A 24555-nucleotide genomic window follows, 5' to 3' on the forward strand; every position below is an offset into this window, starting at 1 on the left:
CTGGGTAAATTTCCGACGTGATGCGGTCATGCTGATCTCTACTTTCAGTAGTCCCTCATTTTAAGAGGGCCCACTGTCCGAGAACTCCGCGGCAGGTCAATTGCCCCGCCAGACTGGGCGGCCAGACGGTGCTCCCACTGTGCGTACGTGTCCTTAACTCCGATGATTAGGACACGGTGGAAATCCATTCGGTGCAGAAACTCTGCCGCGATGCTGGTCTTGCCTTGGCCCATGTCGGAAGCGAGAAGGGCTGCTTTTGTGGGCTCGGACATAATCCGCTGGACGGCATGCTCCTGAGGTGGCCGGAGTAAATGTTTCACACGGCAGGGGCTGTTCCGGCCGCAGCGAGATCAAGGAATCCAGGCTTGTCGATCGCCCAGCCAGTCAGTGTGTCATTGACCGCTTTTAGGTCCTGCCGACGCCCATGGGGGGCCATTCCTCCATCGGTGAACACCGAGTCGAGCTCGGACATCCAGATAGAGTTCGGCGTCACTGGTCCGGTCATGTGCGGCGCGAGCAGCCTGAAGAACTCACCGACCATGTCTTTGCTGAAGGCGTGCGTTGCAATGAGGTCGTGATACGTGCCGGCCAATATGCGCATCATGAGAACTGAACCGAGAAGCGAGGTGCTCCGGAGGTCGTTGGGCAGTAGAAGGCCCGTCGAGACGGCTTGCATCGGTGGGAATGACTGCTGAACAACTGTGAAGAATTGCTTCGCTTGTTCGGCCATTTCGCGTTCCTTGAACTCGGATTCTTGTCGGCGACTAATCCGCCCGTCGAGACCGACTTTGACGGTGCGGGTTATCTCGGCGACGTGCTTGGCGCCCATGAGGTAGGGGCTGCCGCGTCCCACACGGTCACCCTCAGGGTCCACGCGATCGGCGAGCAGCGGGTGTTCGATTACCCACTCCAGAGCGCGATTGACAACCCGGTGGCTGTCGAAGCGCGCCTTCACGCTCGCGGTGATTCCGAGGGCGTTGTCAGCAATGTCGAAGAACATCTGGCGGTATGCGGTGGCGTCTTCTTCGATGAAGATTTGTACGGCGATGCGTTCCTCGGCCAGGCGCTTCCGCTGGGCTTCCAGTACAGCCACACGTTCACGTGCATGGAGCTCGGCCTGACCACGAGGGTCGACGCGACGAGCGGTGGCGAGAGATGAACGCACCTTTTCGAGGTCGTCGGTGACTGCCTGGTCCGCGAGGTGGAATCCGAGGATCCGGTGCTGGCCATCGAGGATGTGAATGTCCCGGAGAGCGAGACGGGCGAAAGACACGGTGCCGAACTCGGCTCCGGCAATCGTGTCGAGTGTTTTGAAATGGAACATAGCCGGGGCCCGCAGGATGAGCCCGGGTGCAGTCCACCTCTTGTTCTCGCGGATGTACTTGCCGAATGCCGCGGCATGGGCCGGACGGATTGTCCTATTCCCGGGAGAGACGCGTGTGGGGTCTGGTCGGGCTATGAGACCGACGATCTCGGAGGGAGAGAGATCGATCGAGTAGACAGTTCGCCCGCCCTGTTTGTATCGCGTTGCGTACCAGCTCATTGTCGTCTCATAGCCGGTCGCCCCGTGCAAAGCCGGAGCTTGCTCAGGCACGGTGACATTCCCAGTTATCTGATTTACCATCTAGTCCCCCCAGAGTGATGCGTTGATTGCAGCCTATTGGTGGGTTGTGACACTCGGGCGCACGCAGCTCTACTTCAGGAGGAGTCGAGATAACGTTTCCTGCGATGGTATGCGGGGTAAGGCCTAATAGACGGCTGCAGGGAGACGAGTTTTGTCGCGCCCCGAGGTGCGGATGAAACGTGCAGAGTTTTTTGGCCGATCCGCCCAGAGTCTGCACTCATGACCAGCACCCCGCCCAATTCGGCCGTTCGTCGGAGCGCTGTAGGAATCAGTATGAACAGTCGGCACCATCCGCATTTCTGCGGCTCGAAGGTCACCCATTCTTGAGGGTGAGCGTAAGTGGCGGGCAGGGGTACTCGCGAGTAGAGACCGTGTGTTGTCGAGAATGTGTCCGGCAGGCGTATCTCGGCTCCGCCGTGACCAGAATCGCGCCAAATGCCCCACCCCGATACCAGAATCGACCGGTATGCGTCCGTGCCAGAGCGTACACTTGACCCATGAAAACCGCGGAGACCCGCGGGATTCTGCCCCGGACGTGGGTGGGCACGAGCATCGAGACGACTATCAGTTGTTCTTGGTTCGAGTCCAGGTACCCCAGCACTGAGTGAAACCCCCGGTCATTCGGGGGGGGGTTTTGTCATTTGTGCGACCCTGTTGAGCCACGTCTGAATCTCGCTATCCGGACGAAGAATCGGTTCCGCGTTGCCCCTTTCGCCCGATTTCCCGCGGATTGCCGAGTCGGCCAGGGCGAAGTGTCGATGGACATGACGTGAAACGTGATGTTCTTGGTTCGAGTCTCCGGATGGGTGACCGTTGAGCGTGGTTTTGCAATGGCGGCTGTGGGGTTTCTGCCCTACGGCTCACAGAGATGGGCCAGAGCTCGCGAGACTGGCTCCGGCGTGCCGACTGCTGTGATGATGATTGATGCAGCCCACAGTGACGATCGCCCCCGCGGCCAACGGCGGACTGTCGAAGACGGCTGCGCCGGCAAGGCCAGTCGCTGGCCTAGGCCAGCGACTGGCAGGAAAGGTTAGCTGCAGGGAGCCTACGAGCGAACCAATCGAGCGATTGCGGTCGAGGCCTCCCGGATCTTGGCGGCCCCTTCTTCACCGCCAGATGCGACGGCGGCCACAACGCAGTGACTCATGTGGTCGTCTAGCAGACCCAGTGCCACGGACTGCAGAGCGCTGGTCATGGCCGATATTTGCGTCAGGATATCGATGCAGTATTGTTCGTCTTCGACCATGCCCTGTAAGCCGCGGGCCTGCCCCTCGATGCGACGAAGTCGCTTCAAGTAGGCATCCTTATTTGAGATGTATCCGTGGGGGCCGGCGTGGGCCGCCTCGTCGTTCGAATCACTCATCGATGTCTTTGTCCTGATCTGTTCTGACCCGTGGGATAACGAAGCCTGCATATGAGTAGCAGAGTAACGATATAACTATACCCCCCGGCGGTATCTAACGAATTGGGCGCTGAGTGGTTGTTTGCCGTCGCCTCATGTTGACCGAGTACCCCCCAGGGGTATACATTGAGATTACCCCCTGGGGGTACTTCCCGACGGTTGCTTCGATCGCCGCGGAACGAAAGGAATCGTGAATACTATGTCGTCGTTGAATCAGAATGATCTTGGCCTTACCGACGCTTCGTGCTCTTGCGGGTCGCAGACACACAAATCGGAGCGTACTGCCGAGTCCGGCGCCGTTACGACGACTTTCCACGTGTCGGGCATGACCTGCTCTCACTGCGTGAAGAGCGTGACGGCCGAAGTGGGCAGGGTCCCCGGGGCCGAAACCGTGGATGTTGAACTTGTCCCGGGTGGTGTCTCGTTGGTCACCGTTTCCAGCGCGGGCCCGCTAAATCCTGCCGCGGTGGCTGCCGCCGTCGACGAAGCAGGCTACGAACTGGTCACGGCGACACCGTGAGCGGCCAGCAGGTCGACCTGCTCGTCGGAGGCATGACCTGCGCCTCCTGCGCGGCCCGGATCGAGAAGAAACTCAACCGCATGCCCGGGGTGGAGGCCTCCGTCAACTACGCCACCGAAAAAGCCAGCGTTTTCGTCCCCGACGGTACGACGATCGAGCAGGCCATCGCGGTAATCGTGGAGACCGGCTACACGGCCGAACGTCCGAGACCGCCCGAAGCTGAGGTCCCCGATGCGCCGACGGAGCAGGACCGCGAGGTCGCAGGCCTACGCCAGCGGCTGATCGTGTCTGGGGTGCTCGCCGCCCCCGTTCTCCTGCTCTCGATGATCCCGCCGCTTCAATTCACCAACTGGCAGTGGCTGGCCCTTACCTTGGCCGCGCCCGTCGCTGTCTGGGGAGCCTGGCCCTTCCACCGCGCCGCCTGGACCAACCTGCGCCACGGTGCAGCAACCATGGACACTCTGATCAGCATCGGCGTGCTCGCCGCCCTCGGCTGGTCGCTGTTTGCGCTGTTCTTCGGCACCGCCGGAATGCCCGGTATGACCATGAGCTTCAGCCTCACCGCCAGCCCCAAGGGCGGAGCCGCTGAGATTTACCTGGAGGTCGCCTCGGCGGTCACCGTGTTCATTCTGGCCGGCCGCTACTTCGAGGCCCGCGCCAAGAAGCAGTCCGGCGCCGCACTGAAGGCGTTGCTCGAACTCGGCGCGAAAGAGACGACCCTCTTGCGGGACGGCGTCGAGACCAACGTGCCAACCGCATCCCTGGTTGTCGGCGACCACTTCGTGGTGCGCCCCGGAGAGAAAATCGCCACGGACGGCACGGTCACCGAAGGAAACTCGGCGATCGACGCGAGCATGCTCACCGGCGAGTCCGTTCCGGTCGAGGTCGGCCCCGGCGCCGCCGTGGTCGGCGCCACCCTCAACTCGGGTGGGCGCCTGGTTGTCCGGGCGACCCGGATCGGAGCCGACACGCAGCTCGCCCAACTCGGTCATCTGGTCGAGCAGGCGCAAACCGGCAAGGCCGAGGTGCAGCGCCTCGCCGACCGCGTCTCCGCCGTCTTCGTGCCCATCGTGATCGCTCTGTCCCTGGCGACCCTCGCCGTCTGGCTGCTCATCGGCGCCGGGCCCGTCGTGGCATTCACCGCGGCCGTGGCCACCCTGATCATCGCCTGCCCGTGCGCGCTGGGCCTGGCAACGCCGACCGCGCTGCTGGTCGGAACCGGGCGCGGCGCCCAACTGGGCATCCTGATCAAGGGCCCGCAGGTGCTCGAATCCACCCGCCGGGTCGACACCATCGTGCTCGACAAGACCGGCACCGTCACCACCGGCCGGATGACCCTCGTCGCGACCGCCCCCGTCTCTGGCGTCACCGAAGAGGAACTCCTCGGCCTCGCCGGCGCGGCGGAAACCGGTTCCGAGCATCCGATCGCCCAAGCCATCGTGTCCGGTGCCCGAGAGCGCAGCGGCGAACTGCCGGCGCCGGAGTCGTTCGCCTCGACCGACGGGCTCGGCGTGCAAGTCCTCATCGACGGCCGGGTCGTGCTGGTTGGCCGGCCGCGCTGGCTGACCGAGCAGTGGGCCATCCCGCTCACGTCTGAACTCCAAGCGGCGCTCTCATCGTTCGAGGACCAGGGTCGCACCGTGGTAGCTGTGGCCTGGGACGGCCACGCGAAGGGCTTGATCGCCGTGTCCGACACGGTCAAGGACACCAGTGCCGCTGCCATCGCCGAGTTCCGGCGCCTCGGCCTGCGACCGGTGCTCCTCACCGGTGACAACGCGACCGTGGCCGCATCCGTGGCCGCAGAAGTCGGCATCACTGAAGTCCGGGCCGGCGTCCTCCCGGCCGAGAAAGCGGCAATCATCCGGCAGTTGCAGGGCGAGGGACGTGTCGTGGCGATGGTCGGCGACGGCGTAAACGATGCTGTCGCGCTGGCCACCGCCGACCTCGGCATCGCGATGGGATCCGGAACGGATGTCGCGATCGAGGCCAGCGACCTGACCCTGGTGCGCAGTAACCTCGTGGCGGCAGCGGATGCGATCCGGCTTTCCCGCCGCACCCTCGCCACCATCAAGGCCAACCTCTTCTGGGCCTTCGCCTACAACGTGGCCGCGATCCCGCTGGCCATGTTGGGCCTGCTCAACCCGCTGATCGCGGGCGGCGCAATGGCGTTGTCCTCCGTCTTCGTCGTGAGCAACAGCCTCCGGTTGCGCAGCTTCCGCGGCCTCAACCTGACGATCACTGCGTCGCCCACCGGCGTCCCCGTGGCAGTGCCGATAGGCGTCGACTGACCTGCTGCTTTTGGTTTCACAGGTAGCCCTGCGCAAAAGTCGATACTGTAGGGGGGTATACACGGAGACGCTAACCGCGACAGGCATGGACCCGGAGGTGACATGAAGCTCGATCGCATCACACGAGCGGCGTACCTCCGGAAGCCTGCCTTCCGGTCCACGCTTATGGCGATGGTCGCCTTGGCCGCGATTCTGTTCAGTTTTCTGGCCATGAACTCAACGCACGCCGGGCATGAGACCGGTGGGACCGCATTTGCGACCGCATCCGGCCAGGCACCCGATGTGGGTATTGTGCCCGGCGTCGGCGTCGGCGCTGGCGCTGGCGTTGTCGCAACAGGCGCCGTTGTCGCGGCAGCCTCCATTGCCGCTCACGCCCGCATCGGGGTGCTCGGCTGCGCTGACTGCGTACTGGACTGTGCAATCCTCGCGATGACCTGCACCATTGTGCTCGTGCTCGCTTCGTTGATCTTGCTCGCCCGGCAGCCGTCCCTCTATCGTCGACTGCTCGACGCAGGCGGATGCAATGTTCGTCACCTCAGCGGCCCGACACTCCATATTTACCGACCGAGTCTGACAGCACTTTCCATCAATCGTATTTAGAACCAAACCCTCCCGCGCGCCGTCATGTCGCCGCGCGGATTTCTTGCGCCTTTCGGCGCTGCGGTTTCTTGGGTCTAACTATGAATGGAAAACAGAATGCTTAAATCACGTATGTATCTGGTCACGTCAGCGTCCCTGGCCGCGGCGCTCACGCTTAGTGCCTGCACCAACGGAACAGCCCCCAATGCCCCATCTGCCACGTCCAGCGCTGCCGCTTCCGCCGCTTCCGCACCAGCTGATGTGACGTTTGCCCAGATGATGATCCCGCACCACAAACAGGCTGTTGAGATGAGCGACGACATCCTCGCCAAAGTGGGTATCGACCAGCGAATTCTTGATCTTGCCACGCAGATCAAGGCTGCCCAGCAGCCTGAAATCAAGCAGCTCAAGGCTTGGCTCACCGACTGGGGTACCGACGAGACCAGCACCCAGGGCATGGATGGAATGTCCGGTATGGGCGACGGATCGGACGGCCTCATGTCCGATGCTGACATGATGGCGCTCAACAAGGCCTCCGGTGCAGAGGCCGGCAAGCTCTACCTGAACCAGATGATCGTCCACCACGAGGGTGCCATCAAGATGGCGCAGCTGGAAGTGGATGAGGGCCAGAACGTAGACGCGAAGGCCATGGCGTCGAACATCGTGGCAACCCAAACCGAAGAGATCGGTGTCATGAAAAGCATCCTCGCGACCCTGTAGGACTCTCTGACGCACGGGGCGCCGCGCGAGCGAGCCCCGCTCATTCTCATGCGCGCCCACGACGATCCCTCGCTGAGGTTCGTCGCCGCCTGGTGCGCGCCATCGGTACTACTCTCCGGCATCTCGAGGAACAACATTTATGCACTCACCACCGGTCACATCCCGCCGGCTCCTGCGCGCGGCCGAAGCGCGCCGACGCAGGACACGGTCACCCCTGTCGTGGCAAAAGCGGGCCCCGGGCCCGGCACGACCGCCGACGCGGCATCGATTGTTCGGCGGCGTCGCGATGACGTTTGTCGCGCTCCTCGCGGTCAGCGTCTCCCTGCCTGCTCTCGCGGTGAACCCAGACGCCGTGATGGCAGTCTCACCGAGCCGAGTAACAGGCGGTGCGGCGCAAGCCTTTCCGGCAAACGAGGCAGGCGCGGTAACCGCTGTCCTTCGCGACGGATTCACCGTGGAACGAGTGAAAAAGCCTTTGCCGGGCGCGTATACCCAAACAGCTGGCACGTATGTCAACTACTTGGATTCGCCAATCCAGTGGCCCTTCACTGTCGGGGTTCCGATCTCGACGGACTTCGGTCCGCGGGTGCCGCCCTGCGTTGGGTGCTCGAGCTTCCATAAGGGAATCGACATGAACCCCGGTGTGAACACTCCCATCCAAGCGATCGCAGACGGCGTGGTGAGAGAAGTATCGGCGACCGACGATAGCGGCCTCGGCGTCTACGCCATCATCGACCACATGATCGGCGGGCGGCTTGTCAGCAGCCTCTACGCCCACATGACGGAGGGCTCCCTCGCTCTCAGCGTTGGGCAACCTGTTCTGGTTGGCCAGTTCGTGGGCAATGTCGGCACGACCGGTCAGAGTACCGGACCACACCTTCATTTCGAGATACTGCTCGACGGCTCCGCACCGACAGACCCATTTGCCTGGCTCACGCAGAAAGTACGTCCCAATGGCGCAAACTAAATGCCACCCGCAGTCGCCCAAACGCCCGGTCCTCGTGAAATGGGCCGGAACGATGATCGCTACGCTGTCGCTGGTCGCCGTCATCGGCGTGGCGTCCCCGGCAGCAGCCGGCGGGTACCCGTCGTGGTCAGACGTCGAGAGCGCGCGTTCGAGCGAGGCGTCGAAGCAAATGCAAATCATGGCGATCAAGGATTTGATCGCCGGGCTCGTGACCGAGGTGGCGACGGCCAGGGACCTGGCCGCTCGACGCGGTGCTGAGTACGAGCGCGCACAGGGGGCATTCGACGAAGCCACCTACCGCGCCACGACTCTCCAGAGCCAGGCCGATGACGCCACTCAGCGCGCCAGCGTGTCCCAGCGCCAGGCCGGCCGGTTGGCCGCGACGCTGGCCCGCGCGGGCGCTTCCGATCTCTCAATGACCATCTTTCTCCAGGGCGAGAACTCCGACGCCTTGCTCTACCAGCTTGGCGCCATGAGCAAGCTCACCGAGCGTTCCAGCACAATCTACGAACATGCAGCGACGGACCGGAATTCCGCGACTGTCTTGACCGACCAGGCGAAGGTAGCGAAGGAGGCGCTCGGCGCCCTTGCCAGAGAAGCAGAGACGACCCTGAAGGACGCCACCACGGCCAGCGCCGCACTGATGTCAAAGCTCGCGGAACAAGAGCAGAACGCAGGCACTCTCCAAGCGCAACTCGCGGTCCTCAGCGATAACCGCGCCGCCACAGAGGCCGATTATGCCAAAGGCGAGGAAGCTCGCCGAGCAGCCGAGGCGGCAGCTGCAGCCTCCGCTGCTGCGGCTGCTGCTGCAGCTGCTGGCGCTGGTGGCGCTGCCGCGTCGTCCGGGGGAGGCGGTGGATCGGCTCTGGACGTCGGTCAGCTCAGCGAGCAAGGGTGGGCGCTTCCCGTGTCTGGCTGGATCAGCGACTCCTTCGGCCCGCGCCCCTCCAAACCTGTGGCCGGCGTCGGCGCCTTTCATTACGGTACTGACATCGCCGCTGGGTGTGGGCGAGCGGTATCGGCCGCGACCGGGGGCACGGTCATTTTCGCCGGGTATCTCGGCAGCTACGGCAATTGGGTCCTCATCGACCACGGCAATGGCGTTCAAACCGGCTACGCACACAACAGCCAGATCCTGGTCAGCAATGGCCAGCAGGTCGCCGCCGGCGAGACCATTTCCCTCGTCGGCACGACCGGGGCCTCCAGCGGATGCCACTTGCACTTCGAGACTCGAGTCGATGGCGCCCGAATCAACCCCGTGCCGTTCATGAGCGCGAGAGGGATCACCCTTGGATGATCACAGGTGGAGAACCCGGCTCGTTGGAGCAGTGACGTTCGGGGTGGCAGCCGCGATACTGCTCAGCGCTTGCGCGAGTGATTCGCTCGCTGACCAGTACCGGGCCGGCAGCAACAAAAACTACATTGCTGGCGACGGATCGGTCACCGAGATCGCGTCGGCGAATCGGCTGACGCCGGTCGATTTCACCGGCACCCTGGAGTCCGGTGGCACGACGACGCCGGCGGATTATCGGGGACGAGTACTCGTTTTGAATTTCTGGTACGCCGGTTGCGCACCCTGCCGGGCCGAAGCCCCCGACCTTCAGGCTCTGTGGACCAAATATCAGGACCAGGGAGTCAGCTTCCTGGGAGTGAATATCCGTGACCAACTCAGCACTGCACACGGCTTCGCGGCGACCTACGGCATCACCTACCCATCTGTCATCGACGCCGACACGGGCTCTATGCAACTGGCCTTCAGCGGAACGGTCGCGCCGAACGCCGTTCCGACGACCATCGTCCTCGATAAGCAGGGCCGCGTGTCCGCACGGATACTCGGCCGGATCCCCGACGCGAGCGTCCTCGATGCGCTGATCAGAAGCGCACTCGAGCCAGACAAATGACCATTTCACGGCGGTACCCGAGCGCCCTCCGCCCGCTCCAAACCCAGGAAAGAACGCCCCGCCCATGACCATTCTCAGCAGCATCCCGAGCCCGGACATCAGCTCCTTCCAGCTCGGGCCGTTCCAGATTCACTTCTACGCCCTGTTCATCCTCACCGGCATCGTGGTCGCCGTGGTCCTGACGTCCCGGCGGCTCACCCGCCGCGGCGGAGAGCCCGGGATCGTCTTGGACATCACGCTGTGGGCCGTCCCGTTCGGCATCCTCGGCGGACGGCTCTATCACGTGGTCACGCATCCAACCGACTATTTCTTTCCCGGAGCGGATCTCTGGAAGACGCTCTACGTGTGGGAGGGCGGACTGGCGATCTTCGGGGCCATCCTCTTCGGCGGCCTCGGCGTGTACATTGCCTGCCGTCGAGCCGGAGTGCGATTCCTCTCGTTCGGCGACGCCCTCGCCCCCGGCATGCTGCTCGCCCAGTCGTTCGGGCGCCTCGGTAATTACTTCAATCAAGAACTCTTCGGCACCCCGACCACGCTCCCATGGGGCCTCCAGATCAACCCAGGCCAACCGGCGTTCCCCACCGGATTGCCTGCGGAGACACTCTTTCACCCCCTGTTCCTGTACGAGATTCTGTGGAACCTGGCCGGCGTCATCATCGTCCTGCTCGCCGAGCGTCAGTACAACCTCCGCTGGGGCAAGACCCTCGGCCTCTACCTGATCATCTACGGGGTGGGCCGCACCTGGTTTGAATCCTTCCGGCTGGACCCGACAGAATTTGAACTTCTCGGCGTCAAGATCAACATGATCACAGCGGCAGCAGTCGCAGTCGTCGGCCTCATCTTGATCATCGTCCAATCCTGCCGCCACACGGGACCGGAAACAAGCCCGTACCTCCCCGGTCGGCAACGCGCATCGCTTCAACAACCGATCACGGGACTGTCGCCGACTGCCGCTTCTACGCACGCCGTTGACGCCCCGCCGAGCAACACCGTAGGGCAGAAATGAGGGCGTCGATGATGAGGCGGAGCCATGGGTGAAGACTTCGCCCAAATCGTCCTCAGCGGACAACTACTGATTGCAATCCCGATCGCCTTGCTGGCTGGTCTTGTCTCCTTCGCGTCGCCCTGCGTACTGCCCCTGGTGCCCGGATACCTGGCATACGTGGGCGGCATGGCCGGTCAAGGGGGCGTCCACACCCGACGACGCCTCCTCATCGGCGTCGGCTTGTTCGTCCTGGGTTTCTCGGTCGTGTTCATCTCCTATGGCGCCGCCTTCGGAGCTGCAGGGTATTGGCTGGTGCGCTGGCAAGATCCGATCACCCGTGTGCTCGGTATTGTCGTGATCATCATGGGGCTGGCGTTTATCGGCGCTTTCTCTGCGTTTCAACGCACGGTGAAACCGCGTTTCGCGCCGGCCACCGGGTTGGCTGGGGCGCCTCTTCTCGGTTTGGTCTTCGGCGTCGGTTGGACGCCCTGCCTCGGTCCGACTCTGACAGCCATTTCACTGCTCAGCCTCGGCACGGGATCCCCCGGGCGGGGCGCCCTGTTGGGCCTGTTCTACTGCCTGGGACTGGGTATCCCGTTTCTGTTGGTCGCTCTTGGGTTCAACTGGATGGCCAGTGCGATTGCCTGGTTGAAACGCCACATTCGCGCGATCAACAGAGTTGGCGGCTCCATGCTGATCCTGATCGGGGTGCTCATGGCTAGCGGCGTGTGGACACTGTGGATCTACAGCATGCAAGCACTGATTGGTGGGGTTGTGCTCCCGATCTAGCAGGGCTCACCGTCACGCTTCCCGCTCATTCATCCCATTCTCTTTTGAAGGAACCGCCATGAACCAATTCCTCACCCGCCGCACTTTCCTTGGCGCATCGATCGCCACGGCGACCACGGTTGCACTGGCAGCCTGCAGCACACCATCCCCGAACTCGCGACCGTCCGACCGGATTCTGCCGGACGATCCGATGATCGCCAAAGTCGAGGCACGCCGCCCCGCTACCGGGCGCAGGAGCACACAACAGTTGAACGCCGGGGCGTTTGCCACCAGCGTCGCCGGTACGACGCTGACGACCTGGGGCTACAACGGCTCCCTCACCGGGCCCACGATCCGAGCAGCGGTCGGCGACCGGCTGGAGGTTGCCGTATCCAACGCTCTTGCAGAAGCCACCACCGTGCACTGGCACGGCCTGGCGCTCCGAAACGACGCCGACGGCGTCCCTGACCTCACACAGAACGCCATCGCCCCAGGATCCGACTTCAACTACAAGTTCCGGCTCAACCGGCCGGGCACCTATTGGTACCACTCGCACGCCGAAATGCAACGCGAGCGGGCCCTCTACGGTGCCCTCATCATCGAGGATCCAAAAGAACCACTGTCCTACGACCAGGACTGGGTCATTGTGCTGGACGACTGGCTCGACGGCATTACCGGCACTCCTCAGGAAGCCCTCGACGAACTGTCCATGGGAATGAACATGTCCGGGATGGACATGACGATGAAGCACATGCTGATGGGGTCCCACAGCTCCTACCTCGGCGGTGACGCAGGTGACGTGACGATGCCGGCGCATCTGTTCAACGATAAAACCACCAGTGACGCGGAAATCTTTGCCAGCCGCCCGGGCAACCGCATTCGCCTGCGCATCATCAACGCAGCAGGCGACACCGCTTACCGGGTCGGTGTGCCGGGACAGAAAATCACCCTCACCCACGCGGACGGATTCCCCGTCAAGCATCAAGACGTGGACGCAGTCGTCCTGGCCATGGGGGAACGTATCGACGCGATCCTCACCGTCGCGACCGGTTTCACACCGGTCGTCGCTTTACCAGAGGGCAAGAAAGGCGTCGCGCACGGCCTCATCAGCACCGGCACCGGGACGGCCCCCGATACGAACGGGCTGCCCACCGTACTCGATGGGAAGGTCACCGACGGCGGTCGTCTGAAAGCACACGAGTCCGTCCTGCTGTCACCCCGGTCGCCCAACCGCGTTCACACCATGCGCCTGACCGGCACCATGGCAAAGTACGACTGGGGCATAAACGGTCGACGTTTTGACATGATGACCCCCTTCGCGGGCGCCTTCGAGGTCGCCGTCAACGACCGCATCCAAGTGAAGATCATCAACCAGACGAAGATGTGGCACCCCATGCATCTGCACGGGCACACCTTCCAAATCGCCGGCGACGGAGCACGGAAGGATACGGTCATCGTTCGGCCCAACGAGACGGTGACGTTCGAATTCGACGCGGACAACCCGGGCCAATGGCTCGCACATTGCCACAACGCCTATCACGCCGGCCGCGGCATGATGGGGGTCTTTTCTTACGTTCGCTGACGGGTGCCGACGGACGCGAGACGGGTCTCCAACATGGAGGGAATGCTCAGCTAAATTGAAATACTATGAGTGATAGTAGTTTGGGGTTGTCCCGGCAGGTGGTGATTGGAGCTGGGTTATGGGGCGAGTTTTGCTGTCAACAACGATTTTGGCAGCGTTTCTCGGTGGTGTGGTGGCCTTGATGGCCCCTTGCTGCGCCTCAGTCATGTTGCCGGCCTTTTTGCTTCCAGCTTCCGTAGCCGAAGCCAGATCCTGGCGATGACATTCGTATTCGCGGCCGGTGTCGGCACGATCATTCTCCCCATCGCCCTAGGTGCTGCCGTCCTCAGCCGCGTTTTGTTCCATTATCACTTCGGGATTTTTAGTGCAGTCGGCGTCGCGATGGTGGGCCTGGGAATCGCCACGCTTGCGGGTTGGAAAATGATGCTGCCCATGCCGTCTGGCCGAGGCGGCGGAACCGGTATCGGTTCTGTATACGGTCTCGGTGTCTTCTCTGGGGCCGCCAGCGCGTGCTGTGCACCGGTTTTGGCTGGCGTGGCGGCGCTCTCCGGGGCCGCCTCGTCCTTCCCTGCTGCTACTGCCGTGGGCGTGGCTTACGTATTCGGGATGGTGGCTCCCTTGTGTGCTTTGGCGCTGGTCTGGGACCGGAAAGACTGGGGAGCTAACCGCCTGCTCTCTTCCACGACCGTCCCGATTGGGCCCGGAACCCGGTGGAGGTTGCCCTTGGGAACTCTGCTCTCGGGTGCGCTGATGATCACAATGGGTGTGATCACCATCGTCTTGGCCGTGCAGGGACCCGGCATGGCACCCGATGGGTGGCAGGTTGGGCTTGCGGCTGCACTGGGGCACTGGGCCGCCGTCATTCAAGAGTACCTCTCCTTCGTGCCCGGGTGGGTCTCGACCGTTGCCGTGTTCGCCGCCCTGGGCCTCCTACTCTGGAAGGCCGTGCGTAGCCGCACGAGCTCGAGCTCACCAACAACAGATGCCGTCGAGGCGGATTCTTGCGCCTCCTGCTCTACAGACCAGCCAACGTTGGAGGCTTCACCTGAAGCCCTCGCGTCGACCAGATCGACCGAGAGGTCCAGCCGCACTCATGCAGAGGAGTCAGACTAATGGCAGCGAACAAGCAGCGCCCGCAACCACCCGCCACACGCACCTTCGTGCGCCGAGCGATCGTGATCGTCGTGGCGGTCGCGGTGGCAGCGACCATCCTCGTCTCCCTCCTCACGCAGACCACGAATCCCACGAGGAAAGAGGACGCCGCTCCCGTCAGTTACACGGTCGGGGCACCTGGCCCGGGAGTCGAAGCGCCCGCCTTCTCACTGCCTTCCACGGCCGGCGGAACCGTTAATCTGAGTGACTACCGCGGCAAATCAGTGATGCTCTTTTTCCACGAAGGCATCGGATGCCAGCCGTGCTGGGACCAGATCCGGGATCTGGAGTCCGCACAGGCTCAACTAAAGTCCGCCGGTATTGACCAAGTCCTCACCATCACCAGCGGGCCAGTGGAACTGATTGCCCAGAAGATGGCCGACGACAAGCTGACCGCTGTTGCACTGGCCGACACCCAGCTGGATGTCTCCGTGACCTATCAGACCAACAAATACGGCATGATGGGCGATTCTCGCAATGGACATAGCTTCATCCTGGTTGGGCCACGGGGAAAATTCAGTGGAGGGCCGACTACGGCGGGCCGCCGAACTACACGATGTATGTGCCCATCGATCAGATAATCGCGCAGCTGACATCAGCCCGGGCGAACTCGTGATGATAATCACGATCCTGACCCAGGCCTCCTGCCCCTCCTGTGATCAAGCAAAGCTGGTGCTCTCCCGACTGGCCCGTGACCACCCGTTTGAGGTTCTGGAAATCGGGCTGGGTACCGACGAGGGGCGGGGCCTCGCGGTTCGCCACGGCGTAGCTTTTGCGCCGGGCGTCCTCATCGACGGGGTCATGTTCAGCTACGGGCGCCTTTCGGAGAAAAAGCTGGCCCGGCATCTGTCGCAACACCCCACGGCCGCCGAATCACGCTCCGGCACGGTCGCTCATCACAACAGACAACAAGAGTAGAAAGAAGCGGCCGAATGGCGAGCAAAAAAAACAGTGCAGACCGGCAGACGATCGTTGCGGCTGCACGAGCAGAGATGAAGCGGAGCGAGCGGCGTCGGAGTTTCTGGATCTATGGCTCCGGCGCCGTCGTCGCTATCGTCGTCGCGGCAATAGTCGCCTCCGTCTTCGTCGTCAATCAGCAAAGCAAGGATGCGGTCACCGCAGCAGCAGACAAGCCCATCAGCGGCGTGCAGAGCTTCGACGGACTCAGCCGAAACCACGTGAACAACGAGGTTGCCTTTCCGACGCTTCCCCCTGTCGGCGGAGATCACTCTGCCGAGCTGACTAACTGCGGCGTATACACGCAGCCAGTTGACACCTGGCGGGCCGTGCACTCGCTCGAGCATGGCGCGGTCTGGATCACCTACCGTTCCGATCTGCCGCAAGATCAGATTGACACCCTGACCGCAGATGCGGCATCGAACCCGTACGAACTGTTGAGCCCGTATCCCGACCTCCCCGCCCCGGTGATCGTAAGCGCCTGGGGAAAACAACTCCAACTGGACAGTGTGGATGACTCCCGCCTGCCGGTGTTCCTGCAGGCCTACCTGCAGGGCCCCCAGACGCCCGAACCCGGGGCGCCCTGCTCCGGCGGCGTCCAAGGCTAATCAACACCGCCCCCGCGGGACGCGCATCGGGACGTGCATTACTATGAAAGATAGTTGACTGGGGACGTCGACTCAACCAATGTGCAGAAGGGAGCCACAGATGGTGCGACCACTCGGCACGCTGGAGCAGTTGGTCATGGACCGTATCTGGTCCTGGGGGCACCCGGTCGCCGTCCGCGAGGTGTTGGAAGATCTACAGCACGAACGCACTCTGGCCTACACAACGGTGATGACAGTGATGGACAACCTCCGCCGCAAAGGCATGCTGACCCGGGAGAAGGACGGCCGGGCCTACCTCTACAAAGCGGCACAGACTCGCGAGCAACACACCGCTGCGTTCATGGGTGAGGTTCTTGCCGGAGGAGCGGACACGGCGGTGACGCTTTTGCATTTCCTCGAACACATCCCGCCTGAGGAAGTCGCCAGCCTTCGCAATGCGCTGGATGACCACCTTCAAGGTCGAAAAAGCATAGCTCCATGACAGCGCCAGCTGTTTTGACAGTCTTTGCCGTGGCCCTTGCCTTGCTCGGGCCAGCACTGCTGAGCCGGGCTTCATGGCTCGAGCGGTCTCCACGAATCGGCATCGCCGCATGGCAGGCGCTGAGCGTCTCCCTTGTTTCGGCGGCGCTGCTCGCCGGCCTGAGCCTGGCGGTGCCGGCAATTCCCTGGACCACGGACCTCGGCCAGTTGATCCGCACCTGCGCCATGACCATCGTTGCGCAATACTCCACTCCTGGCGGTGCCGTTGTCAGCGCCACCGGGGCCGCCGCAGCGCTGGTCATCCTCGCCCGAGTCGCCTACTGCGTCGTCGCTGATAGAACGCTCGCGGCCCGCAACAGGAAGGCGCAACTGGACGCCCTGGCCCTGATCGCGCGACCCCACCTCCGCTACGACGCGCTCGTCGTCGAGCACCCGGCCGCCGCCGCATACTGCTTACCCGGCCGCGGCCGCCAAATCGTTCTAACCAGTGCGGCCTTGTCCGCCTTGGATCATAGTCAGCTCCTGGCGGTCCTGGCCCACGAGCGCGCGCACCTACGAGGTCGCCACGACCTGATCCTGGCAGCGGCCGACTCCCTACAGCGGGCGTTCCCACGTATCGCGGCATTCCGCACCGCCCGCACGGAGCTGGGCCGGCTCGTTGAGATGCTCGCCGATGACAATGCCGCCCGTCAGAGCGATCGCACCACGGTAGCAACGGCACTGGTGCGCCTGGCCGAGCATGGAATGACTCCCGTGACGGCTCTGGGCGCGGGCGGAGAGTCAGCCCTCAGCCGAGTCCGAAGGCTCATTTCACCCGTCCGGCCCCTCGGGGCCGGACGGACAACCCTGGCAGCCCTGGCCCTGGGGATACTCCTTTCAGTGCCCGTGTTCGTCGCCATTGCACCGGCATCCGCGGCGACGCCAATGCCACCCTGCCCGGTAAGCGGACAAGCCCTGACGATGTAGCCTGCGAACACAGAAACCCCCATCCGTTACGGATGGGGGTTTCTGTGTGCGCTATCCTCGCAACGTCGCTACTTCCTGGCGCAAACGCGCCAGCTCGGCCACGTCCTCGGCGCTCGGGCCGGCGTCGTGCAGGATTTGAGCGGCCCCGCCGTGGACAGAACTCCCCTTACGCATAGGACGGATGCAGAAGAGGTAGGTGAAAGTCAGTGAGGCCGTCAAAACTACCGCAGGGAGGACGGTTTCGCTCACCGGACGCCCGCGTCTCCGGGCTGTGCCGAGGCACCGCTCCGGCTCGCCCGCAACCGGTCCACCTCCGTGCGGAGGTTGGTCAACTCCTCTTTGTCGGCCGGTGCCATGGCCGTCAGCGCGTCAGGTGCCTTCTTCCCACGCAACATGAACCACATCATCAACCCCATGCCGACCGGGCAGGCGAGCAGGGCGAGACCATACAGTGCCGCGCCCACCGCTACTCCTCAGCCTTTCCGTGTTCGCGACCGGGCGTAGCAGGCCTCATCGGGTGATGATGAGTCATCATCGCTTCATGCATGTTGGCCATGCCGTTCGTCGCAGCCACCATGTCTGGCATGTCTGGCATGTCTGGCATCGTGTGCACGTGCGCGGCAACCGTCGCATCGCGGCCGTCACCCGCCGCCTGGGGAATCGTTACCGACAGGCTACTGTCCGTGGCAATGCTCTCGGCGGCATAGGCCGGAGCGACGGCACCTGCCGCAAGCAGGGCACCGGCGGTAAGAGAGTAAATCCAAATTCGTGAGCGCATGAGCGCCTCCTTTGTTGTTAAATACTATCCATCATAGTAGATGAGCTGAGCCATGATCGCAGTCAACGGCAACGCACAGGAAAGTCGATGCAAACTGCCGATGAAAACCGATGATCACGTATGCGTATACCCCCCGTGGGTATATGGTGGGGAGTGTTCCACGGGTTGGAAAGCCGTTCTTGTGGAGCCGATTTAAGGAATGGGATCGTCACATGAGCGAGAAATTTGAAACTACCGTCGTGGAAGTGCGGGGGGTGCAGTGGGCCTCCTCGCAAGCGATCGTTGAGTCAGTGCTCGCCCGCCGGCCCGGCGTGGTGACTGTTGAAGCGAATCCAGTGGCGCAGACGGCCAACGTGACCTTCGATCCCGGACAGACCTCCGTCGCTGACCTGGCGGGATGGATCCGGGAATGCGGTTACCACTGCGCTGGACGCTCCGTGCCCGATCACATCTGCGACCCGATGGCGGAATCCGTCACCGACCACGCCACACATGAAATGAAACCCGGGCAACCGGCTCGAACCATGCAGGAGACCATGGGACATGGTGGTGCCCACGGCGACATGTCCATGGCTGGCATGATCCGGGACATGCGCAACCGGCTTCTGGTGGCGGCCATCCTGTCGGTTCCGATCACTCTGTGGTCGCCGATCGGCCGGGAAGTTTTCGGTTTCACGGTTCCCACCCCGTTCGGGCTGCGCGATGACGTGTTCGCGTTGATACTGTCCCTGCCAGTCGTTTTCTATTCGGCTTGGATCTTTTTCGATGGGGCCGTCCGGGCTCTGCGGGCTCGCACCCTCGACATGATGGTGCTGGTGGCCGTCGGTGTTGGAGCGGGCTGGCTCTATAGCCTGTTCGTCACCCTCACCGGTGGCGGGGATGTCTTCTACGAGGCTGCAACCGTTCTAACCAGCTTCGTCCTCTTGGGACACTGGTTCGAAATGCGGGCCAGGGGCGGCGCAAACGATGCCATTCGCACGCTTCTCGAGTTGGCCCCGTCCCTGGTATTGGTCATCCGGGACGGAGAACCGGTTGAGGTCCCGACGGCGGAGGTTGTCCCCGGCGACCTGCTTCTGGTGCGGCCCGGAGCCAAAGTTCCAACTGACGCCGTTGTGGAAGACGGTGAGTCTGACATTGACGAATCCATGGTCACCGGGGAGAGCCTTCCCGTCGCAAAGAGCGTCGGATCGACCGTGATCGGCGCCACAGTCAACACCACCGGAACCCTTCGCGTGCGCGCGACCAAAGTCGGCGCCGATACCGCGCTCGCTCAGATCGTGGCCCTGGTCCAGGAAGCGCAGAACTCCAAGGCACCCGGACAACGCCTCGCCGACCGCGCAGCCTTCTGGCTCGTGCTCGTAGCCCTCATCGGCGGCAGCGCCACCCTCGGCGCCTGGCTCCTGGCCGGCGCGAGCCTTCCTACCGCGATCCTCTTCGCGATCACCGTCGTCGTCATCACCTGCCCGGATGCGCTCGGCCTGGCGACACCGACCGCCATCATGGTCGGCACCGGCCTGGGCGCCAAACGCGGAGTCCTCTTCAAGACCGCGACCGCGTTGGAGACCTCGGCTCGCATCGACACAATCGTCCTGGACAAGACGGGGACACTGACCAAGGGCGAACCCGAAGTGACGGACTTCATAGCTGTTGGGATGGATGAGAAAGAGTTGCTGGCCCTTGTCGCTGCCGTGGAACGGGAGTCCGAGCATCCACTCGCCGCAGCCGTCGTCCGTTACGCCGTTGCGCGCGGCGCGACAGCGCTGGAAGCATCGGCGTTCCGCAACGTGCCGGGACATGGTGCCGGCGCCACGGTCACACGGCGCCAGGTGTTTGTCGGCAACCGCAAACTCATGGTTGCTCAGGGCATCGATATCGATCCGGTGTCCACGCAGCGTCAGACGCTGGCCGCGACCGGACGGACGGCGGTCCTCGTCGCCGTTGACGGAAAGACCGTTGGGGTCATCGCCCTGGCTGACGCCGTCCGGGAAACCGCGGAAGCCGCCGTCGTCGCTCTGCACGACGCGAACATTGAGGTCGTCATGCTCACAGGCGACAATGAGGCGACCGCGCAGCGAATCGCATCCTTGCTCCACATCGATGTTGTGATCGCCGAGGTGCTCCCGGAAGACAAAGCCGCGAAAATCAAAGAGCTGCAGGCCTCCGGCAAGCGAGTTGCGATGGTCGGCGACGGCGTCAACGACGCTCCGGCCTTGGCCCAGGCGGACCTGGGCATCGCCATCGGGGCGGGAACGGATGTCGCCATCGATACGGCGGACGTGGTCCTGATGCGGTCCGACCCCCTCGACGTCCCCATCGCCCTGCGCATCGGCAAAGCCACCGTACGCAAGATGCGGCAGAACCTCGGCTGGGCGGTCGGCTACAACGCGATCGCGCTCCCCATCGCTGCCGGCGTTTTCTTCACGACGTTCGGCATCCGGCTCAGTCCCGAAATCGCCGCCATCTCTATGTCCGGCTCCAGCGTCATCGTCGCAGTCAACGCACTGTTCCTCAAGCGACTTCGACTCCCCGGACAGCCTGAGAGCGCAACGGCCCCCGCAATCGAAGGCGGACGCGGTGTCGACGCTTCAGTTTCAGCCTGACTGGTCGGTGGCACGCAGGGGAACAGTAACCACGAACGTGGCACCCTGCCCTCGTCCGGCAGACGCGGCTGTGATGTCCCCGCCGTGCCCGCGGGCGATTTCTCGAGCGATCGTGAGTCCAATTCCCGATCCTGCTGATCGGCGGCCCTGGCCAGGCACACGGTAGAACCGCTCGAACACACGCTCCGTATCGTCTGGGGCCAGGCCCACACCGGTGTCGGTGACACTGACTTCACCCCGGCTGCCGACGGCGCGTGCGGTGATCGTGACGGCCCCGCCGGCGGGAGTTGCGTGCAGGGCGTTGCCGAGCAGGTTGGTCAGAACCTGGGTGATCCGGTCGGGGTCGACCTGGACGGGCAGGGCGGTGTCGGCGTCGACGTTCAGCGTGATGTCCGAATCGTCAAATTGAGGCAGGAGGCGCGCAGCGGCGCGGTGAGCGAGGTCGGCCAGGTCCTCATTGGTCGGATGCAGGTCAAGGCGCTGCTCCTGGGCGCGCGACAGGCTGGAGAGGTCGTCGGAGAGGCGGTGCAGCCGGCGCAGTTCCTCGCTGAGGGAGGCGAAGGTGTCGGGGCTCGCGCTGAACACGCCATCGATCAACCCCTCCACATAGCCGTCCAGGACGGTCAGCGGGGTGCGCATCTCATGCGCGACCTCTCCCAGCAGCCGGGTGCGCCGGGACTCCGTGTCGGCCAGGGCCTCGGCGAGGGTGTTGACGTCGGTGGCTAGGGCAGCTAGTTCCGGCTCGGACGGGACGGGGACTCTGCCTCCGTATTTTCCGGCGGCGATCAGTTTCGTGGCGGCCCGCACCGCGTTGAGGGGGCGCAGCAGTCGCCCGGTGACGGCCGCGGCCACGAAACCGGCGGCGGCGACACTGGCCAGCACCCCGACGAGGAGCGAGGTCGTGAGCGCGGAGACGAATGCTGACCGCACGCTCGTCGCATCCATGGTCCCCATGGACATCCCGTTGCCCTCACTGTTCATCGCCATCCCCAGCCGGTCTTCGAACAGGCGCGGGGCGAGCAACGAGATCGTCAGGTAGGCGACTACACCGCCGACCACGGCAACCGCGGCGTAGGAGATGAACAACCGCCAGGACAGTCGCATCTTCATAGGGGCCGGCCCACGAATTTGTAGCCCACACCCCGAACGGTGGCGATCAGGTGCGGATCGCCGGCGTCGTCGCCGAGTCGGGCGCGCACACTGCGGATATGGACATCGACGACGCGTTCGTCACCGTAGAAGTCATAGCCCCAGACTTTCTCGAGCAGTTGCGCTCGGGAGAACACTCGCCCGGGCTCGGCGGCAAGTGCCGCGAGGAGGTCGAATTCCAGGCTGGACAGCGCGATGGAAGCCCCATTCACCTCGACCTCGCGGTGATCGGGGTTGACGGACAACCCGTCGAAGCGGAGAGGGGCATCTGCGTCGGTCCGGTCGCGCCGCCTGTCTCGGCGCAGCATGGCCTTCACCCGGGCTGTGACTTCACGCGGGCTGAACGGCTTGGTCACATAGTCATCCGCCCCCACACCGAGTCCGACAAGCTTGTCGACCTCCTCGGCCCTGGCCGTGACCAGGATGACGTACGCGTCGCTGAAGCTGCGCAGCTGGCGGAGGACCTCGAGCCCGTCCATGCCCGGAAGCATGACGTCCAGGAGTACCAGGGCCGGAGGGTCGTCAAGGAGGGCCGTTAGCGCCTCATCGCCGTCCGCGGCCTCTGCCACGTCGTAACCCTCCGCCTCCAGATAGCCGCGTAGGACCGTCCGGATTTGCGGCTCATCGTCAACGACCAGGACCTTCTGCATGGTTCACCCCTTACCCTGATTATGGTCGCAACGACTGGGCGAAGGCCCGGCGGCTTAGGGACCGCCTAGCCGCCGAGGCGGACCCGAGCTCAAGGAACTCGTTGAGGGAGAACTTTTATCGGGCCTTTTCGTCGATTACTTTCAACCGTTCCCGGTATTCCGTGGCGTCCAATTCGCCCTTCGCGAAGCGATCATCAAGGATTTGACGCGCTGGACTCCGCTCGCTTTTCCCTGAGACGACCGAAGTGTTTCCGCGTCGACCTGCGCGATCGGTACCGCCCGCAAAAGTTCGCACGGCCAAGACGATCAGCAAGACGATCGCGACCATCATGAGGAGCCCGACTGGCCACCCCCACGCCATGTTGTATCCGTTTCCCCACATCATTTTCTTTGTGCTCCTTCGTTTTTCGCGTTGTTGTTGATTGTGATCGCCCGGATCCCGGGCCTCTTATTTAGGAGACCGTCAGCTCGCTGTACATTCCGGCCGAATAGTGTCCGGGGAGGTTGCAGACGACTTCGTATAGTCCCGGCGCCAGCTTCAACGTGGCCCAGCTGGAGGCCCCGGGAGCGATTCCCTCGCCGGCGCCAGAACCGCAGGTCGAGGACGCCTCGCCGAGACTACCGGCCTCGTCTACATTGCCGTTACCAGACAGGGGTCGGGTGCCGACGGCCTGATAATCAGGCAGGGGCAGAACGACCAGCTCGTGGCTGATGCTGCCATCATTCGTGGCCAGAAAAGACACAGTCCCGTGACTGATGTTCGCATGATCAAGGCTCAGGCGCATCGCTCCACCGGGCATCCACCCATTGCCACCACCGGACATCATGCCGTTGCCGTTGCCCATCCTGGCGCCTCCCATATTCGACAGGGCCACGTTCACGACGGTGCCAGACGGCCGCGGGGCCGGGCATGAAGATCCAGAGCCGAGCCAGGAGGCGGCTTGCCCACCGTTGAGCGCACTGACTGCTCCCACCGACAGCCCGGTCAGACCAACCGCTGCCAGGAGGCCGCCGGTGATCGCCGTTGCAATTAAAGTTTTCTTTTGCATGATGTACTCCTCCAACGTCTAACGTCTGGTCGTTTCCATTCCTGAGCCCGTACGCGTGCCCGTGCCCGTGCCCGTGCCCGTGTGCATACCCATACCTGCACCAAATGCCGCGCCCATTCCCTCGCCCGGGCTGTGGGCCGTGTTCACCATCGTGTCGATGCGGCTCTTCATCTCTGCAACGGCGGCCGCCCTCTGATCAGGTGTCAGCGTGTTGGCGGCGTCGAGATTGGTCTTGAACGCCGCGACCATGGCGTCTTCAAGCCCAGATACTGATTTGCCCTGAGCCTGGGCGGCGTCCGCGAGGGACTTGCCCGACTGCATCTGGTCCTGCAGCTCGGTCTGGCTCAGGCCGAGGTAACTCGCGACGGCGGTCATGGGCGAATTCTGGCCGGAAGCCATCCCGGCCATATGGCCGAACGTGTGGTGGCCAACGGGTGACGAGGACGTCGATACAGGCTGTGGAGTCGGCCCTGAGCCGGTAGCCGCCTGCGCGGCGACAACGCCGCCAGATACAAGCGCTCCTGCAAGTCCGAGTCCCGCCAGCCCCAAGGTCATGCTCTTCCGATTGAACTTCATCTTTCCCAGCCCCTTTCGCGTTTAGCCACCTAGTTGGTGTCTACACACCAGCATGCAGACCGCGCATGAAGCTTCGGCCCCTGGGAGTGTGAAGGTTTGATGAAACGCGCCGGCCGAGCTGCAACCGAAAACAGCACCACCTGGTTCGCAAGGGTGACTGAGCTGCTGCGGGGATTTCGGACAGCGGAATTAGTGGATTCTTCTACGCTGCCAGGGCTGACTGTTGATAACCATAGTGGACTTCGTTAGGACGC

26 protein-coding genes are annotated in these 24555 nt (G+C 63.4%); 17 read left to right on the forward strand and 9 right to left on the reverse strand.

From position 1 onward, the window contains the following. Positions 1–316 precede the first annotated feature (316 nt). Positions 317–1543 (reverse strand): DNA sulfur modification protein DndB, encoded by a 1227-nt coding sequence (locus tag E3T42_RS10795; protein ID WP_166805328.1) that lies wholly within the window; start codon positions 1541–1543, stop codon positions 317–319. A 1126-nt stretch (positions 1544–2669) separates the two neighbouring features. After that, positions 2670–2987, reverse strand: coding sequence for a metal-sensitive transcriptional regulator (locus E3T42_RS10800; protein WP_134368120.1), 318 nt, complete (start codon positions 2985–2987; stop codon positions 2670–2672). 238 nt (positions 2988–3225) lie between these two features. Here E3T42_RS10800 and E3T42_RS17430 point away from each other — a divergent pair, with 238 nt between their 5' ends. From E3T42_RS17430 to E3T42_RS10880, 16 genes are all read left to right on the forward strand, one after another. Then, complete coding sequence (locus tag E3T42_RS17430; RefSeq protein ID WP_134368119.1) at positions 3226–3546, forward strand: heavy-metal-associated domain-containing protein; 321 nt, start codon at positions 3226–3228, stop codon at positions 3544–3546. A 32-nt stretch (positions 3547–3578) separates the two neighbouring features. Then, on the forward strand, positions 3579–5834 hold the full coding sequence (locus tag E3T42_RS10810) for a cation-translocating P-type ATPase (RefSeq protein ID WP_134368122.1): 2256 nt from the start codon (positions 3579–3581) through the stop codon (positions 5832–5834). A gap of 102 nt (positions 5835–5936) precedes the next feature. Further along, on the forward strand, positions 5937–6434 hold the full coding sequence (locus E3T42_RS10815; protein WP_134403000.1) for a hypothetical protein: 498 nt from the start codon (positions 5937–5939) through the stop codon (positions 6432–6434). A 96-nt stretch (positions 6435–6530) separates the two neighbouring features. Continuing rightward, positions 6531–7133, forward strand: coding sequence for a DUF305 domain-containing protein (locus E3T42_RS10820; protein WP_166789039.1), 603 nt, complete (start codon positions 6531–6533; stop codon positions 7131–7133). 286 nt (positions 7134–7419) lie between these two features. Beyond that, a complete protein-coding gene (locus tag E3T42_RS10825) occupies positions 7420–8100 on the forward strand; it encodes a M23 family metallopeptidase (protein WP_166805329.1) in 681 nt (226 codons plus the stop codon). Between the two features lie 52 nt (positions 8101–8152). Further along, positions 8153–9397: a M23 family metallopeptidase gene (locus E3T42_RS10830; RefSeq protein ID WP_134368115.1), complete on the forward strand. Its 1245-nt coding sequence runs from the start codon at positions 8153–8155 to the stop codon at positions 9395–9397. Positions 9398–9428: 31 nt separating this feature from the next. Beyond that, positions 9429–10001 carry a TlpA disulfide reductase family protein gene (locus E3T42_RS10835; RefSeq protein WP_241976046.1) on the forward strand — a complete coding sequence of 191 codons (573 nt, stop codon included), beginning with the start codon at positions 9429–9431 and terminating at the stop codon, positions 9999–10001. 64 nt (positions 10002–10065) lie between these two features. After that, a complete protein-coding gene (lgt, locus tag E3T42_RS10840; RefSeq protein ID WP_134403002.1) occupies positions 10066–11007 on the forward strand; it encodes a prolipoprotein diacylglyceryl transferase in 942 nt (313 codons plus the stop codon). Between the two features lie 24 nt (positions 11008–11031). After that, positions 11032–11775, forward strand: coding sequence for a cytochrome c biogenesis CcdA family protein (locus E3T42_RS10845; RefSeq protein WP_134368113.1), 744 nt, complete (start codon positions 11032–11034; stop codon positions 11773–11775). A 58-nt stretch (positions 11776–11833) separates the two neighbouring features. Continuing rightward, positions 11834–13336: a multicopper oxidase family protein gene (locus tag E3T42_RS10850; protein ID WP_134403003.1), complete on the forward strand. Its 1503-nt coding sequence runs from the start codon at positions 11834–11836 to the stop codon at positions 13334–13336. Between the two features lie 105 nt (positions 13337–13441). After that, positions 13442–14449, forward strand: coding sequence for a cytochrome c biogenesis CcdA family protein (locus E3T42_RS10855; protein WP_198418100.1), 1008 nt, complete (start codon positions 13442–13444; stop codon positions 14447–14449). Further along, positions 14449–15069, forward strand: a complete 621-nt coding sequence (locus tag E3T42_RS10860) for a redoxin domain-containing protein (RefSeq protein ID WP_134365894.1) — start codon at positions 14449–14451, stop codon at positions 15067–15069. Before E3T42_RS10855 ends, E3T42_RS10860 begins: the two co-directional genes overlap by 1 nt. A 34-nt stretch (positions 15070–15103) precedes the next feature. Continuing rightward, complete coding sequence (locus tag E3T42_RS10865) at positions 15104–15406, forward strand: glutaredoxin family protein (protein WP_134365893.1); 303 nt, start codon at positions 15104–15106, stop codon at positions 15404–15406. A gap of 14 nt (positions 15407–15420) precedes the next feature. Then, entirely contained in the window at positions 15421–16053 is a 633-nt protein-coding gene (locus tag E3T42_RS10870) for a DUF3105 domain-containing protein (protein WP_134365892.1), read from the forward strand. 100 nt (positions 16054–16153) lie between these two features. Then, a complete protein-coding gene (locus tag E3T42_RS10875) occupies positions 16154–16534 on the forward strand; it encodes a BlaI/MecI/CopY family transcriptional regulator (RefSeq protein WP_134365891.1) in 381 nt (126 codons plus the stop codon). A gap of 29 nt (positions 16535–16563) precedes the next feature. Then, positions 16564–17499: a M56 family metallopeptidase gene (locus E3T42_RS10880; protein WP_160141130.1), complete on the forward strand. Its 936-nt coding sequence runs from the start codon at positions 16564–16566 to the stop codon at positions 17497–17499. 245 nt (positions 17500–17744) lie between these two features. Here E3T42_RS10880 and E3T42_RS10885 read toward each other — a convergent pair whose 3' ends face one another. Both E3T42_RS10885 and E3T42_RS10890 read right to left on the reverse strand, forming a co-directional pair. After that, positions 17745–17963, reverse strand: coding sequence for a hypothetical protein (locus E3T42_RS10885; protein WP_134365889.1), 219 nt, complete (start codon positions 17961–17963; stop codon positions 17745–17747). 2 nt (positions 17964–17965) lie between these two features. Next, complete coding sequence (locus tag E3T42_RS10890) at positions 17966–18277, reverse strand: hypothetical protein (protein ID WP_134403004.1); 312 nt, start codon at positions 18275–18277, stop codon at positions 17966–17968. Between the two features lie 110 nt (positions 18278–18387). On the opposite strand from E3T42_RS10890, the gene E3T42_RS10895 reads away from it, so the two are divergent. Then, positions 18388–20877, forward strand: coding sequence for a cation-translocating P-type ATPase (locus E3T42_RS10895; protein ID WP_241976048.1), 2490 nt, complete (start codon positions 18388–18390; stop codon positions 20875–20877). Here E3T42_RS10895 and E3T42_RS10900 read toward each other — a convergent pair. The 5 genes from E3T42_RS10900 to E3T42_RS10920 all read right to left on the reverse strand — a co-directional run bounded on the left by E3T42_RS10900 (position 20869) and on the right by E3T42_RS10920 (position 24100). Continuing rightward, a complete protein-coding gene (locus tag E3T42_RS10900) occupies positions 20869–21987 on the reverse strand; it encodes a cell wall metabolism sensor histidine kinase WalK (RefSeq protein ID WP_134403005.1) in 1119 nt (372 codons plus the stop codon). The genes E3T42_RS10895 and E3T42_RS10900 overlap by 9 nt on opposite strands. After that, entirely contained in the window at positions 21984–22676 is a 693-nt protein-coding gene (locus E3T42_RS10905) for a response regulator transcription factor (protein WP_134365886.1), read from the reverse strand. Before E3T42_RS10905 ends, E3T42_RS10900 begins: the two co-directional genes overlap by 4 nt. 115 nt (positions 22677–22791) lie before the next feature. Beyond that, on the reverse strand, positions 22792–23061 hold the full coding sequence (locus E3T42_RS10910) for an SHOCT domain-containing protein (RefSeq protein ID WP_166787131.1): 270 nt from the start codon (positions 23059–23061) through the stop codon (positions 22792–22794). A gap of 67 nt (positions 23062–23128) precedes the next feature. Then, positions 23129–23725 (reverse strand): sulfocyanin-like copper-binding protein, encoded by a 597-nt coding sequence (locus E3T42_RS10915; RefSeq protein ID WP_134403006.1) that lies wholly within the window; start codon positions 23723–23725, stop codon positions 23129–23131. A gap of 18 nt (positions 23726–23743) precedes the next feature. Next, positions 23744–24100 carry a hypothetical protein gene (locus tag E3T42_RS10920; RefSeq protein WP_134403007.1) on the reverse strand — a complete coding sequence of 119 codons (357 nt, stop codon included), beginning with the start codon at positions 24098–24100 and terminating at the stop codon, positions 23744–23746. Positions 24101–24555 lie beyond the last annotated feature (455 nt).

It is taken from the genome of Cryobacterium sp. TMT4-10 (assembly GCF_004403275.1).
Taxonomy (GTDB): domain Bacteria; phylum Actinomycetota; class Actinomycetes; order Actinomycetales; family Microbacteriaceae; genus Cryobacterium; species Cryobacterium shii.